The following is a 14,422-nucleotide window of genomic DNA, read 5'->3' on the forward strand; positions in this document are numbered from 1 at the left end:
CACTGTGCACCCCTGACGATGACGGCTCAACGACACCCACCACGTGTAGGGGTTCTCGTCGTCGGGTAACCGGCGGGTGATCCATGACAACGCTCGTCGACAGGGAGGCAACGATGTCCTGGTCCCCCGCAACCGCTCTCGCCACCGCCGACGACACCCGGATCGTCGAATCCGTGGAGCTGCCGGTACCACGCGCCACGGTGCGCGAGGAACTCAAGGAAACCGCCACCCTGACCGCCACCGTGCCGGGGCTGCGTCGAGTGCAGTGGCGCTCCCCACGGTGGATGCGCTGCGAGATCGACCTGCCTGGGCTACCGCACGTGCACGATCTCCGGATCGAGAGCACGGCGTCGCGGTCGTTCGTCGCTTGGCACAGCGAGACGCCGCCGAAACATCAGGCACGGCTCGATCTCACGCCCCTACGGGACCGAACCCGGCTGACACTGCGCATCCGTGTCGGCAACCAGAGCACGGCATCGCCGGAACAGCTCACGCTGCTCATGCGGGAGTTCCTGTTCAATCTCCGCAGCCGCCTTGAAACGAGCAGCGGCGTTCCACCGCGCGCCGGGCACGATCCGTTGCTGCACACGGGACTGAAGGTGCCGCCGGACGGCAAGCAACGAAACCAGAGCCCGACAGGATCCTGAGAGCTCCTGTCAGAAGGTGGTGCTCGGTGGGTCGGGTAGCGGAACCTCAGCGCCCTCCTCGCTGCGGGATCGCTTTCTCGAGTAGCCACCTACGAACTCATCACTCGGCGTGTTTGCCGCCGCTCGGTGAGCCGCCGAGACCGCTCAAGAGCTTGTCCCACACGGCCGGGTCCACCTCATCGGGCTGATCGGCCCACCGGGCCGCCTCGGCGGACGCCCGACGCTCCCGCTTCGGGAGCGGCACGGCGGAGGCGGCCTGCTGGCCCGGCAGCGGTACCTCGCACCACACCAACGGCGCGCCGGTACGGCCGGAGTCGACGCCGGTACGCCCTTCCTCGAGGTCCGGGGCCGTCTCCGGGCAACGCGCCGAGGGATCCCGCTCCACCTCGACGACCAACGAGCCACCCGCCAACCGCAGGCGCACGGTGAGCATGCCCGGCGTGGTCGAGTCGGCGTCGTCCACGGCTCCCTGCACCAGCGCGCCGGACACGGACGTCGCGACCGACGTGAGGTCACGCAGCGACCATTCCGCGAGGGTGAACCGGACGAACATCTCGGCGCAGCTCACCGCCGTGGGAAGCGCGATGAGCTGCAGGTCGTCGAACTGCGCGGTCTGATTGTCCACCTGCATCCTCCCGTCGTACCCGTCGGCATCCGGCCGGGCGCGATCGCGGTCGGTCTCCACTCGCCTCCGGCGGCATCGGCGGCCGCGAGGGGCACTCAGGTCCCGGATCGTACCCAACCGGAACCCGGCCGTTCCAGCACCGGCCAGGCCCGGTACGGGCCTCACCACTGTCGAGCGACACGGCGTGACACGGTGAGTGCTCTCGGCGACCATCGAAGTTCGAAGTGGACGGTTCAGTTCGCGCGGTCGACGTGGCGCATCGCGAAGTCCGCGACCAGCTCGGGCTGAGTCCGGGGCAGCCAGTGACTTCCGGCGACGTGCTCGACGTGCAGGTCCCGCACCCACGCACCGATGTCGGTCTGCAACGGGACGCCGACGAAGGCGTCGTTCGTCGGCGCCACTACCTGGACCGGAATCGTCACCTCGCGTGCACCGTGTGCGACCGCACGGCCGCCGATGTTCGCCCGATACAACTCCAAGCCGGACACGAGATCGTCAACGGCGCGCGGCACGGGCGCGGCGTCGCGTGCCCGTCGATCATGCCGGTCGAGCATCCAGCCGATCACTCCGCGCCGCGCCAACCACTCGGGCACCACCGGGGCACGGAACAGAGCGATGTAGGCCGAGGACGCCGATTGCGTGGCCAGCTCTGCCAACGCCCTCGGCGACGTACTGCGGCGCCGCCGGAAGAACTCCGGCACGTGCGCCAGCGAGGGGCCCGAGATCGACGTGAAGGTACGCACTCGCTGTCTGGTCGGATCGTTGCTCACGAAATACCAGGACTGGATCGAGCCCCAGTCGTGCGCCAGCAGATGAACCGGGGCGTCCGGACTCACCCTGTCCAGGATCACGGCGAAGTCGTCCTGCAGCTGTTCGAGCCGATAGGCCTCCCGCTGCGTCGGATGTCCGGACTGGCCCGCACCCCGCACGTCGTAGGTGACCACGTGGAAACGTTCCGCCAACCGACCGACTACCCCGTTCCACAGTTCGTGATCGTCGGGATAGCCGTGCACGCACACCACGGTCGGCCGCTGTGGGTCTCCGTGCTCTTGGACCGCCAGTTCGACGCCGTCGCGTGCCCGGGCGGAAGTGTGTCTCTCGGACACGGTGGACCTCCTCGAACGTGATCGACGCGGTGATTCTGCCTGCGACAGAAATCGTTGTGGCTACTTGAACGTTTCTGAGTACCGTGGCGCCCGATCTCTCGCCCGCTCGTCCCACCGGAGGTTTCGTGCCCACCGAGCTCTCGCTCGAACGGTCCACGGTGCTGCGTGCCCGCAACGCCGTAGCGCTGGTCTTTTTCGTTAACGGGTTCTCGATGTCGTCATGGGCTTCCCGGCTGCCCGAAGCACGGGACCTGCTCGGACTGACTCCCGGGCAGGTCGGCACGTTGCTGTTGGCCATGTCCGGCGGGGCGATGGTCGCGATGGCCGGCGCGGGCACGCTCGCGCACCACTTCGGCTCGGCGAGGGTCGTCGGTACCGGAGCGATCCTGGCAGGCGCCGCACTCGCCGTCCTGGCGCTCGGGACGAGCGTGGCCGCGTCGGTGTGGGTGACCGCGCTCGGCATGGTCGGGGTCGGCCTCGCCGTAGGTGTGTGGGACGTGGCGATGAACGTCGAAGCCGCGTCCGTCGAGCACCGGCTCGGCTACACGATCATGCCCCGCTTCCACGCCGGGTTCAGTCTCGGCACGGTCCTCGGAGCTGCTGTCGGTGCTGCCGCCTCCGCCGCCGGTGTTTCCGTCGCGCCGCACCTGCTCGCCGCCGCGGTGGTCGTCGCTGTGCTGCCACCGCTGGCGGTCGGCTCGTTCCTCGCACCCGAGCGCGAAGCCGCGGACACCGTCGAGGGCACACCGCAGGCCGCAGGGCAACTCGCGCGCACGTGGAAGGAGCCGCGCACGCTGCTCATCGGACTCATGGTGCTCGCACTCGCGCTCACCGAAGGCACCGCGAACGACTGGCTGGCGCTCGCGATGGTCGACGGGCACCAGGTGCCGCCCTGGGTCGGCGCCACGACCTTCGCGGTGTTCCTCACCGCGATGACGCTCGGCCGGTTCGTCGGAACTCACCTGCTGGACCGCTACGGCCGGGTCCTGGTGCTGCGCACGACGATGACCCTCGCGATCGTCGGCGTGTTGATCACCGTCCTCGCCGAGCCACTGCCGTTGGTTGCGTTCGGGGTCGTGTTGTGGGGCCTCGGTGCCTCGCTCGGGTTCCCCATCGGCATGAGCGCCGCCGCCGACGACCCGGATCGTGCCGCACCGCGCGTGAGCGTCGTCTCGGCCATCGGCTACACCGCGTTCCTCGCCGGCCCGCCCGTGCTCGGGTACCTCGGCGATCACTTCGGGACGCTGCAGGCCCTCCTGCTCATCGCGATCCTGCTGGTGCCCTCGCTGTTCGCGGTGTCCGCAGCGCGTCCGCCACGGACGTGAAGACCCGATCACCGGCAGACACTCAGGCTGGATGGGTGAGGGCGACGGCGAGCGTGCCGTTGGACGTGATCCAGCGGCCGCTGAAGGCGGCGACTTCGATGCCGTCCACCATCGGCGCAGGCACGCGCAGTTCCACGTCCACTCGGTCGTGACGGTGGTCGAGTCGCACCCGCGCGTCCTCGAACCCGAGCCAGCTACCGGTCATCGGGAACCATGTCTTGTACACGGCTTCCTTGGCGCAGAACAGCAAGCGGTCCCAGTGCACCGCCGTCCCGACGCGCGCGAGCTCGTCGAGCATCTCCCGTTCCTCGTCGAGCGCGACCACCCGCAGCACGCCGTCGGGCAGCGTTCGATGCGGCTCGGCGTCGATCCCGACCGAGCGCAGGTCCGTGCGCCGCGCGACCGCCGCCGCGCGGTAGCCCTCGCAGTGCGTGAGGCTGCCGACGACACCGTCGGGCCACTGCGGCGCGCCGCGTTCCCCTCGCGGGATCGCCACAGCCGGCCAGCCCAATCCGGCCAGCGCGAGGTGTGCGCAGTGCCGAGTCGTGGTGAACTCCGCCCGACGGCTGGCGACGGCGCGCGCGACGGCCTCGTGCTCGGCATCGAGGAGCGCGGCCTCCGGCGGATCGTGGTCCAGCTCCCGTGCGACCACGCACTCCGGCAGTATCCGTTCGATCACTCTGCTCGTCCCATGTCGACGCGGAGACTACCGCGGACGATCATCGACGCTCGCGCGTCGCGACGGCGATCGTCTTCTTCGCCAACATCTCGCGATCGGCCGTCGTCAGCGCCTCCTCGACGTCGTCGGCGCCGCTGAGTTTCGCCCAGCCGACGGTCGCCGACACCGGCGTACCGGGGACGAGCGCCTCCCAGTCCTCGTCGAGCACGGCGGCGGCGATACGCTCCCCGGTCGCCTGCGCGGTCGCCAGGTCTGTGTCCGGCAGGACGACCACGAACTCGTCGCCGCCGTAGCGGGCCACGAAGTCACCGCGCCGCACCGCACGGCCGACCACCGCCGCGAGCCGTTGCAACACGAGATCGCCACCGGAGTGGCCGTGCACCGTGTTCACGGTCTTGAAGTCGTCGAGGTCGATGATGCCCAGCGCGGCGCCCCGGATGTCGTCGACATCCGCCGTCACGCGCCGGTGGAAGTGCCTGCGGTTCGGCAGGCCGGTCAGCGGGTCCGTGAGCGCTTCGGACGCGTACCGGTCGACCATCCGCCGCAGCGCCTCGTGGTCGAGCTGGGCTCGGGTGCCGTCGACCAGCCGGTCCCGCAGCGTGTCGGTCACCTCGGTGGCCAACCGCACGGTCTGCCTGTTGACCGCCAGTGCCTCGCCGAGCTCTCCCCTCGCCTGGTGCGCCAACGCCCGGACGCGGTGGATCTCTGCCGCGCCAAGGGTGTACGAGTGGACCCGGCGACCGGCGAGTCGCGCCAGCGCACCGGCGGGGTCGCCGTCCACGATCGCGACGCTCGCCCGGCCGAGCAGTCGCAGGTCGTCGAGCTCGAACCCGGGCGCCTCCGTTGCGAGCAGCTCGCGCTCGACGGTCACGTCCTCGCCGAGCAGAGCCAGTCGCGCCGAGGCGTAGGCGTAGTACAGCCGTTCGGCGCACCACAGCTCCGCCGGATTCGTCCGCCGCGACCACGTCCGCAGCACCTCGCGCAGCATCCGGACGCATCCGTCCTGATCACCCCGGTGGTCGAGGGAGACGGCACAGCGCACGGCGACTTCCGGCAGCGCATGGTCGAAGGTCTGCATCCCGAGTGCTCGCCCGAGCAGGTAGCCGCGTTCGGCGGCCTCCATCGCCTGCCCGTGAAAGCCCGCGAAGGAGTACGACACCGCGAGGTTGTGCCACGCGTCGACGGCTTCCCTCTCCGGCTTGTCCACCAGCTCCAGGTACCGGGCGGCCTGCACGAGGTGGCGTAGGCACCGTTCCATCGAACTGTGCAGCGCGAACGGTGCGGCCAGCGCGTGCACACCACCGAGCAGCGCGTACTCGTCCAGGCCGCCGAGGATCTCGAAGGCGTGGTCGAGCACCGGCGGGAACTGGTCGATCCGCCCGAGGTTGTGCAGCCATCCCAGCTTGAGCATGAGAGCGCGTCCGCTGACCTTCGAGTTCGGTGCCCGTTCGGCGAGTGCGGTCGCGGCCGCGATGGCACCTTCCTCGTCGCCGTTGCGCCCGAGGGTGCGGATCTCGTCGAACACCGACTCGAAGTCGCCTTCCAGGGGTGTTCCCGTCACCTCCATCGCTCCTTCGGACGCACGGTGTGAGCGCTCCGATAGTGCCACGACCGAGTGACACGCGCACTCATGTCGCCCACAGTGAGCAGATGAAAAGCTGCGTGAGCCTTTGTGGTGGCTATGACAACCAAAAAGGCTCACGCTCCTTGTCACTGCGCGGTGATCTCCCACTGGCGAAGTCCGATCAACGCCGCCGCGCAGAACCCGGCCTGCATCGCCGCGAGGACCTCCCCCAACGACGCCGATGCGACCACCAGAACGAGCGCCGTGCACGACCACAGCCACGCCCCCACGCCCCAGCCGAGAGCGCGTGTCTCGATGCTCCCGGTCGCGAGCTGCGTGGCCAGGCTCGGCGCCTCCGCCACCAGTCGCTCTTCGATCTCGTCGAGTGCTCGCCTGTCCTCACGACGCACGTCCCCACCTCCACACACGCTCGAACCCGGCGGAGAGAACCGCCACCGCCCTCGGGTTCCCGGGGGATGACGGGCTCACACATCGGACCCACACGGTGGCCCACTGTCGACCGGACCGCAGACCGGGAGTGACGGAGGCCGCGGAACACGGCAAGATCCTTGCTCCGAACGTGGCGGATTCGGCAAGCTGGACCGCGGAACGGGTCGTCGGGGGCTCACGCGACTCGCGGAACAGCGCCGGGGCGCGATCGCTGCCGTGCGCGCCCAGGAGGACAACGATGACGGTGACCGCCGAAGAGGTACGCCTCGTCGACTTCCCCCGCCCGTGGCGCCGGGCCAAGGGTTATGACGAGTCCGAGGTCGACGACTTCCTCGACCGGATCGAAGCGACCCTGCTCCGTCAGGACACCGTCAGCGCCGAGGACGTGCTCGCCGTCCGGTTCTCGCCGAAACAACGGGGCAAACGCGGCTACCTGGCCACGTCGGTCGACGCCTTCCTGGAGAAGGTCGCGTTGGACCTGATCCGGCGAAAGAACTCACTGACGGGACACACGACCACGCTCACTCCGGTCGCGCCCGATCGCCCGGCACTGACCGCCGGACCGTCGTCACCGCACGCCCCCAGGCCGTCCCTGCCCGCTGGTCCCGAACCCACACCCGCAGACGACGGGAAAACCTCGAACACGAAGCCGCCCCGGCCGCAGGGCTCCCCGGTGCGGCCGACGGCGTTGCCGCAGCCGCCGCCTACCACGGCGTCGGCGGGTGAGCCGACCTTCGACGCCGACGAGGTCGACCGGTTCGTCGAACGGGTCGAGGCGACCTTGCGCGGCCAGGACACGCTCACCGCGGACGGTGTTCTCGCCGCCCGGTTCCACTCCGCGCAACCGGGGCGACGCGGATACTCCGAATCGAACGTGAACGCGTTCATGGTGGTGCTCGCCACGAGCCTGCAGCAGCTCTCGCAGCGTCGCGACCGGAGCACCGTCCCGTCGAAACCCGCGCCCGCGAGCGGCGGCGCGCGCATGATGACCGCCGACGACGTGAACCGGGCGACGCTGTCGAGTCCGCCGCCGGACCGGCACGGCTACCGACTCGACGACGTCGACGCGTTCCTCGACCGGATCGAGGACACCCTGCGAGGCGTCGACCAGCTCACCGCAGGCGACGTCCGCAACGCGCGGTTCCGGGTGTCCCCGCCTGGCCGGGGCGGCTACGACCCGAACGAGGTCGAGTCGTTCCTGCGGCTCATCGAGCGCCAGCTCGACGGCGCCCAGCGCAGACAGCTCGGCGCCTGAGAGGACGTACGCCTGGTACTCGAAGACCCCAACTCAGCGAGGCGCGAACTGGGGCGGCGGTACCGGATCACGTACCCGAGTTCCACAATGCGCTCTCAGCCGCGCCCCCGGATCCGGCCGCGTGCCACCAGCTCCAGTGTCAGCAGCACCGCCAGCGACTCCGCCGCGAGCAGAGCGAGCAGGATCAGGACCTGAACGGCGCCTGCCTGGACGGGGCTCGCGCCGCCGAGCAGTGCACCCACGAACGCCCCGGGAAGGGTGACGAGACCGACCGTGCGGGTTTGGTCGACCACCGGGATCAACGCCTGCCATGCGGAACGACGGTTGATCTCCAGCGCGGCATCGCGCGGCATCAGGCCGATCGAGAGCCCGGCCTCGTACTCGCCGTAGCGGTTGCTCAGCTCGTCGAGGGCCCGCCGGCCCGCCAGCGACGTCGCCGTCATCGCGCCGCCGATGATGATGCCCGCGATCGGCACGATCGCAATCGGCCGCAGCGGCACCACCCCGCTGGCCAGAAGCAACGAGAGCACGGGCACCACGCCCACGGCGATCGGCGCCGCCGCCCACGCGGCTCGCCGCCGGCCGCCGATCCGTTGCGCCGAGGTCCATCCGGCGACCGAGAACATCACCAGCACGAACAGTGCCGTACCCCACGCCGAGCCGAGCAGCGCCGTGATCACCAGCGAGACCACGGAGAGCTGCAGAACCGCGCGGACCGCCGCGACGGCCACGACGCGGCTGGTCCCAAGCCGCCCGAACCACATCGCGGCGGAGGCGATGACCGTGAGCAGCACCAGGAGGACGGCCAGGGCCGGTCCCACCTCGATCGGGGTACCCGACATGGCCTGATCATCGCGGAGGACCGCGCGAGGCCGCCAGGCGGGGACTCAGGATTGAGGCTTTGGAAATCAGGCCGGTGCGCCGATGGTCTCCCCGCTACCGGAGGGCGCTGAGGTTCCGCCACCCGACCCACCCAGCAAACCTTCTGCGAGAAGCTAAAACTTCAGCCGGTGCCGGTTCTGCGTAGTAACCACACCAGGTAGGGCGCGCCGACGATGGCGGTGACGATGCCGACCGGAATCTCGGCGGGAGCCAGCAGAAATCGGCCGAGGGCGTCGGCGACGACCACCAGCGCCGCACCGATGACCGCCGCCATCGGCACGAGCCGGCCGGTGTTGTTGCCGACCAGCCTGCGGGCCAGGTGCGGGGCGACGAGACCGACGAAGCCGACGGTGCCGATCACCGCCGCCGTTCCCGCCGCGAGGACCGCGCCCAGTCCGAGCACACCCATCCGGGCCCGGTGTACCGACAGTCCCAGGGCGCGGGGAAGGTCGTCGCCGAGAGCGAGCATGTTCACCGGCCGGGCCGCGACCGCGAGAACCACCGCGGCCAGCGCCGGGATCGCCAGCCACTGCAGGTTGTCGAAGTCACGCGCGTAGGTGCTCCCTGCCAGCCAGGTCAGCGCCGACGCGAGACTCATCTGTGAGGACACGACCATGATGTTCACGGCCGCCATGCCGGTGGCCGCGACGCCGAGGCCGACGAGCACGACCCGGGTCGGGTCCAGCCCGGTCCGGTCCTGAGCGAGCACGATGACCAGCGCCAGGGCGAGCACACCTCCCACGGCCGCCGCCAACGGGAGCATCGCGGCGGGCGCGCCGGGCACGACGATGATCGTGAGCACCGCCCCGACCGAAGCGCCCGCCGTCACGCCGACGAGGCCGGGTTCGGCCAGCGGATTGCGCACCACGGACTGCACCGCGGTCCCCGCGACGGCCAAACACGCTCCGGCGACGGCGGCGACGAGGATGCGCGGCAGCCGGAACGACACCACGGCCTCGGCGGTGGACTCTCCCGCCCCGGTGAGCACCGCGGCGATCTGCGTCCAGCTGATGGCGACATCGCCGATCCGCAAGCCGACGACCATCCCGACGCCGAGGACGACGAGCCCCGCGCCGAGAGCGACGACGTGCCGGTTCCTGCCGTGCGCCCGGGTGACCGACACGGCCGCGCCCGTGTCCGCGTCGCCGGTGGTCGCACGACGGGCGAGCAGGACGAACACCGGTCCCCCGACGAGTGCGGTGACGATTCCGACGGGGACCTCACCGAATCCGGCCGAGGCAGGGAAGAGCACCTGGGCCACGGAGTCGGCTCCCAGCACCAGCGCGGCGCCGAACAGTCCCGCCAGCGGGAGCAGTGCGGCGTGGTTGCGGATCCCGAGCAGCCGCACCGTCACCGGCGCGACGAGCCCGACGAATCCGATCGGCCCGGTCAGGGTCACCGCCGCCGACGAGAGCAGGACCGCCACGAGCCAGGCCACGGGCCGGATCCGGCCGACCCGGACGCCGAGCGACTCGGCGCCCTCGTCGCCGAGCGAGAGCAGGTCGAGCGGACGGGCGAGCAACGGTGCGAGCAGCGCGATGCCCGCGACGACCAGCCCGATGACCAGCGGCCGCTGCAGACCGGTCTGCAGCAGTGTGCCGTTGCCCCAGAAGAAGACACCGCGGGTGGCGTTCTCGTCGAGAAGTTGGAGGAACTCCGCCGCGGACGTCCCGGCGAGCGCGACGGTCGCCCCGGCGAGCAGAACCCTGCCCGGTGTCATGACGCCACGCGCGGTCAACAGGTAGACGATGCCGATCGCACCGAGACCGCCCAGGAACGCCGCCGCACCGGAGAGCACCATGCCGCTGCCGAACCCGAGGTACGCGGCGAGCGCGACGGCGAAGTACGCCCCGGCGTTGACACCGAGCGTGTCGGGCGCGCCCAACGGGTTGCGCGTCGCTCCCTGGATCAACGTCCCCGAGACTCCCAGCGCGAACCCGGCGACCACGCCCGCGAGGGTCCGCGGCAGCCTGCTGCCCATCAGGACCGACGACGCCTCGGTCGAGGCCGACCCGGTGACGACGCCGACGATCTCGGACAGGCCGAGGCCGGACGCGCCGAGGCCCAGGTGCAGGATCACGATCCCGCAGACGACGGCGAGCACACCACCGCCCACCAGCGCGGTCGCTGGTGGGCGGTGGCGCGGCCGCGTGGCCGCAGCGGTCATCGGACCTGCATCGCCTTAGCGGTCTCGTCGAGCAGCTGCATCGCCGAGAGCGGTCCGCCGAAGAACCAGGTCCCCGGGTCCAGAGCCTTGGCGCGGTCCTGCTGGACGAACGGCAGGTTCTGCCACACCGGGTTCGCCGCGATCGCACCCTTGAACGGGTCCGACTTCTTGCTCGCGACGTACATGAAGGTGGCGTTGTCCGGGATCTGAGTCAGCGCTTCCACGCCGACGGTGGTCATCCCCCACTCGTCCGGCTGACCTTGCCAGGTGTTCTTCAGGCCCGCGGCGTTGAGCACCTGAGCCACCATCGAGTCGTCACCGAGCAACCGGATCGAGGGGTCCGCCGTCGGCGCCTGACCGATCGCGTACGGGGCGCCTGCCTTGCCCGCGGCTTCGAGCTTCGTGCGGGTCTCGGCGATCTTGGTGTCGAGCTGCCCGAGCACCTGGGTGGACTTGTCCTGCTTGCCGGTGGCCTTACCCAGCTCGGTGAAGTTCTTCTTCATCGTCTCCAGCTGCGGCTTCGCCGTGTAGTCGAGGGAGACGACCGGTGCGATCTCCTGCAGAGCCTCGTAGTTGGCCCCGACACGGTCCTCGGGCGCGACGATGAGGTCCGGCTGCAGCGCCTTGATCTGTTCCAGGCTCGGCTCGGACCGGGAGCCGACATCGGTGACCTCGGGCGGCAGTTCGGTGCCGGGCGCGGAGACCCAGGTGTTGTAGGTGTCGTTGTCGGCGTTACCGACCGGCGGCACGCCGAGCGCGAGGAGTTCCTCTGTGTAGGTGAGTTCGAGTGACACGACCCGCTTCGCCGGTGCGGGCAAGGTCACCGGTCCGCGAGCGGACTGGACGGTGACGCCTTCGCCGGACGCCCCCTGTTGCTCGGTTCCCGGGTCGGCCACGGTGCCGCCACACCCGGCCACGGTCAGGGCCAGGGCGACGGCAGCGCCACCCGAGGCGCACGCGCGCAGGATCCTTTTCATGAGTCTCTCCTCGATGGTCGAAATGCGAGAACGGGTGGGAGCTGGTCAGGAGGTACTGGACACGGCCGCCCGCGGGAAACAGGCGAGGTGCCCGGTGTCCGGGTCCTGCAACACGCTGACCTCGAGGCCGAACGCGTGGTGGATCGTTTCCGGAGTGAGGACTTCGGCGGGAGTTCCGTCCGCGGCCACGACGCCGTCCGCGGCGACGACGACCTCGTCCGCGTAGGCCGCCGCCTGCGTGAGGTCGTGCAGCACCACGCCACAGGCGATCTCGTGCTCCTTGGCGAGTTTGCGGACGACGTCGAGGATCTCGAACTGGTGGCGCATGTCGAGGTAGGTAGTCGGCTCGTCGAGCAGCAGCACACCGGCTTTCTGGGCCAGCACCGTTGCCAGCCACGCACGTTGGCGTTCGCCGCCGGAGAGTTCGTCGAGACGGCGGTCGGCCAACGGGGCGGCGTCGCTGACCTGCAGCGCCCAGTCGACGGCGTCGATGTCGGTCTGGGTGTGCCTGCTGAACGCGCCACGGTGGGCGTAGCGACCGTGGCGGACGAGCTCGCGGACCGAGACACCTGCGGGCACCAGCGGGGCCTGCGGCAAGAAGGCGATGCGCTGGGACAGCGCACGGCGGGACAGCGAGCGGATCGACTCGCCGTCCAGGCTGACGCCGCCGCTCAACGGGGTGAGTAGTCCGGCGACGGTGCGCAGCAACGTCGACTTGCCGCACCCGTTCGGCCCGACGAGGACGGTCACTTCGCCGGGCGTCAGCGTCAGGTCGACGCCATCGAGCACGGCCTGCGTCCCGTGGCCGACCGTGAGATCACGCGCCTGCAGGGCACCTGCGTCCCGGCGCGCGTGTTCGCCGCTCGTCCGCTGGTCACTCACCCGAGCCTCCCGTGTCGATTGCGCTGAGCCTAGCAAGGCTAGGCTCGGCACAACAAGGTAAGGCACACCTAATTCATCGGTGCAATCGGGGTCCCTGACAGATCGGGACGAGAGGGATTATTCGTTGATACGACCGGGTTTCGGGTCGTACGGGCTCGTTGTGATCGCACCCGGTGCGACGATCGTCACGAGGCCGTGTTGCGCACCTCGTCCATGTCGAGCGCGCGAACCTTGCCGATGAGTTCCTCGAGCGCCTGCTCCGGCAGCGCGCCTGCCTGCTGGAACACCAGCACACCTTCGCGGATCGCGGCGAGCGTCGGGATGGATCGCACCTCGAAGGCGGCGGCGAGCTGCTGTTGGGCCTCGGTGTCGACCTTCGCGAACACGAAGTCCTCGTGGCGCTGCGACGCCGCGTCGAAGACCGGCGCGAACTGCTTGCACGGGCCGCACCACGAGGCCCAGAAGTCGACGAGCACCGTGTCGTTACCGGTGACGACGTCGTTGAAGTTGTCGGTGGTCAGCTCCACCACAGCCATGCCTACCTCCACTCGAAATCGGTGCACGTCCGGGTCGCGGACGGCACTGTCCGTAACAACGCCCGACGCCTCCGCACCATTCCCCAGGGCGGCTCGTGCCGCGAACCGTTCCCAAGCAGGCCGTGCCACCGGGCGTGTTTCCCGCCGAGCGGTGCCGCCGCAGCAGGCCGACGCCCTCAGCTACGTCGTCGGACGCGCGAGCGCGGACGCAGCTCCGCCTGCGGCAACGCAGGCGCGGGCAGCGACGCCTCCGAGTCGCCGGGGACCGCGCCGAAGGGTCCGCTGTCCCCATTCCGTGCCCGGCCGCCTTCCCACTCCTCGCGCGCAGTGACGATCTCGTCGTGGCTTCGGCCCACGAAGTTCCACCACATGACGAGGTCCTCTTCGAACGGCACACCTCCGAGCAGGAGAAAGCGGGACTCGGTCTCGGCGTGCACCGGAGCCTCCCGGCGCCCCAGACCGAGGTAGAGCATCGTCGCCGCGGGAACGCCCGCTCCGGCGGCAGTGAGCCGTCCGGACAGGGTGAGGACCGCGTGCTCGAAGTCCGGTTCGAGCGGAAGCACCGTCGAGCCGCCTGCGGGCAGGACGAACTCCGCTCCGACGAGCGGCGAGTGGGAACGGGCGCTGGACACGGCGCCGTCGACCTCCCCCATGAGCACGGTTCCCCGCACGTCCCCGAACTCGAGTCGCGGCAGGTCGCGGTGGTGCTCGAAGTGCGGCTCCCCCGTCCGGTCTTCGTCGGGCATCGCCACCCACAGCTGAACTCCGTGCAGCGATCCGGCCGTTTCGGGCGTGCGTTCGGAGTGTGCGATCCCGCGTCCGGCCGTCATGAGGTTGAGTTCTCCTGGCCGGACGAATTGGTCGCTGCCGAGGCTGTCGCGATGGCGGACGTCGCCGTCCACGAGCCAGGTCACGGTCTGCAATCCGATGTGCGGGTGGGGGGGAACCTGCATGCCCGGCCCGCCGCTCAGGTCGTCGGGTCCGAAGCAGTCGGCGAAACACCATGCGCCGACCATCCGCCGGTCGCGGTTCGGCAAGCTCCGCTGCACGAGCATCGCCCGTGGCCCGCCGAGCGGGACCTCGCGCGGTGCCAGCAGTTCCACCTCGGGGCCGGTCGGGGTCGCTTCGCTGCCACGGCAGAGTGTCCGCTCGTCCGGACTCAGCTCCACGTTGCTCATGGGACCACGGTAGACAAAGATCGGCGTTCTCGCGCCAAGCCCAGTCGGCGACGGCGAGCTCGTCGTCCTCGACGGCTCCCATCGAGCGTCCGGGTGGGCGATGCCGTACCCCAGGTCGTCACCGGGGACGCAAGCAGCTCCAGGTTCGG

At 70.2% G+C, this 14,422-nt stretch carries 14 protein-coding genes; 3 read left to right on the plus strand and 11 right to left on the minus strand.

Translation table 11 applies throughout. From position 1 onward, the window contains the following. Window positions 1–113 precede the first annotated feature (113 nt). Window positions 114–647 (plus strand): hypothetical protein, encoded by a 534-nt coding sequence (locus GIY23_RS14300; protein WP_154077119.1) that lies wholly within the window; start codon window positions 114–116, stop codon window positions 645–647. A gap of 100 nt (window positions 648–747) precedes the next feature. On the opposite strand, the gene GIY23_RS14305 is transcribed toward GIY23_RS14300, so the two are convergent. Next, complete coding sequence (locus GIY23_RS14305; RefSeq protein ID WP_228717294.1) at window positions 748–1,278, minus strand: ATP-binding protein; 531 nt, start codon at window positions 1,276–1,278, stop codon at window positions 748–750. A 227-nt stretch (window positions 1,279–1,505) separates the two neighbouring features. Then, complete coding sequence (locus tag GIY23_RS14310; protein WP_154077120.1) at window positions 1,506–2,378, minus strand: alpha/beta fold hydrolase; 873 nt, start codon at window positions 2,376–2,378, stop codon at window positions 1,506–1,508. A gap of 125 nt (window positions 2,379–2,503) precedes the next feature. Here GIY23_RS14310 and GIY23_RS14315 point away from each other — a divergent pair, with 125 nt between their 5' ends. After that, the gene (locus GIY23_RS14315; protein WP_228717295.1) at window positions 2,504–3,703 is read left to right on the plus strand and encodes an MFS transporter; all 1,200 of its coding nucleotides are present in this window, start codon (window positions 2,504–2,506) and stop codon (window positions 3,701–3,703) included. A 22-nt stretch (window positions 3,704–3,725) separates the two neighbouring features. Here the strand turns inward: GIY23_RS14315 and GIY23_RS23055 are convergent, their stop codons facing one another. The 3 genes from GIY23_RS23055 to GIY23_RS14330 all read right to left on the minus strand — a co-directional run bounded on the left by GIY23_RS23055 (window position 3,726) and on the right by GIY23_RS14330 (window position 6,356). Then, window positions 3,726–4,382 (minus strand): 4'-phosphopantetheinyl transferase family protein, encoded by a 657-nt coding sequence (locus GIY23_RS23055; RefSeq protein ID WP_154077121.1) that lies wholly within the window; start codon window positions 4,380–4,382, stop codon window positions 3,726–3,728. Between the two features lie 40 nt (window positions 4,383–4,422). Continuing rightward, on the minus strand, window positions 4,423–5,943 hold the full coding sequence (locus GIY23_RS14325; protein ID WP_228717296.1) for a GGDEF domain-containing protein: 1,521 nt from the start codon (window positions 5,941–5,943) through the stop codon (window positions 4,423–4,425). A gap of 149 nt (window positions 5,944–6,092) precedes the next feature. Further along, the gene (locus GIY23_RS14330) at window positions 6,093–6,356 is read right to left on the minus strand and encodes a DUF3040 domain-containing protein (protein ID WP_187351882.1); all 264 of its coding nucleotides are present in this window, start codon (window positions 6,354–6,356) and stop codon (window positions 6,093–6,095) included. A 278-nt stretch (window positions 6,357–6,634) separates the two neighbouring features. On the opposite strand from GIY23_RS14330, the gene GIY23_RS14335 reads away from it, so the two are divergent. Continuing rightward, on the plus strand, window positions 6,635–7,651 hold the full coding sequence (locus GIY23_RS14335; RefSeq protein ID WP_154077124.1) for a DivIVA domain-containing protein: 1,017 nt from the start codon (window positions 6,635–6,637) through the stop codon (window positions 7,649–7,651). A 95-nt stretch (window positions 7,652–7,746) separates the two neighbouring features. Here the strand turns inward: GIY23_RS14335 and GIY23_RS14340 are convergent, their stop codons facing one another. The 6 genes from GIY23_RS14340 to GIY23_RS14365 form a co-directional block, all read right to left on the minus strand. Next, a complete protein-coding gene (locus tag GIY23_RS14340; RefSeq protein ID WP_154077125.1) occupies window positions 7,747–8,493 on the minus strand; it encodes an ABC transporter permease in 747 nt (248 codons plus the stop codon). A 161-nt stretch (window positions 8,494–8,654) separates the two neighbouring features. Continuing rightward, window positions 8,655–10,700 (minus strand): iron ABC transporter permease, encoded by a 2,046-nt coding sequence (locus GIY23_RS14345; RefSeq protein WP_154077126.1) that lies wholly within the window; start codon window positions 10,698–10,700, stop codon window positions 8,655–8,657. Next, a complete protein-coding gene (locus GIY23_RS14350) occupies window positions 10,697–11,677 on the minus strand; it encodes an ABC transporter substrate-binding protein (protein ID WP_154077127.1) in 981 nt (326 codons plus the stop codon). Before GIY23_RS14350 ends, GIY23_RS14345 begins: the two co-directional genes overlap by 4 nt. 45 nt (window positions 11,678–11,722) lie before the next feature. After that, window positions 11,723–12,559 carry an ABC transporter ATP-binding protein gene (locus tag GIY23_RS14355; protein WP_228717297.1) on the minus strand — a complete coding sequence of 279 codons (837 nt, stop codon included), beginning with the start codon at window positions 12,557–12,559 and terminating at the stop codon, window positions 11,723–11,725. Window positions 12,560–12,744: 185 nt separating this feature from the next. Further along, a complete protein-coding gene (trxA, locus tag GIY23_RS14360) occupies window positions 12,745–13,095 on the minus strand; it encodes a thioredoxin (RefSeq protein WP_154077128.1) in 351 nt (116 codons plus the stop codon). Between the two features lie 176 nt (window positions 13,096–13,271). Then, on the minus strand, window positions 13,272–14,273 hold the full coding sequence (locus GIY23_RS14365) for a pirin family protein (RefSeq protein ID WP_154077129.1): 1,002 nt from the start codon (window positions 14,271–14,273) through the stop codon (window positions 13,272–13,274). Between the last annotated feature and the right edge of the window lie 149 nt (window positions 14,274–14,422).

The sequence above is a fragment of the Allosaccharopolyspora coralli genome, from assembly GCF_009664835.1.
In the GTDB taxonomy this organism is placed as follows: domain Bacteria; phylum Actinomycetota; class Actinomycetes; order Mycobacteriales; family Pseudonocardiaceae; genus Allosaccharopolyspora; species Allosaccharopolyspora coralli.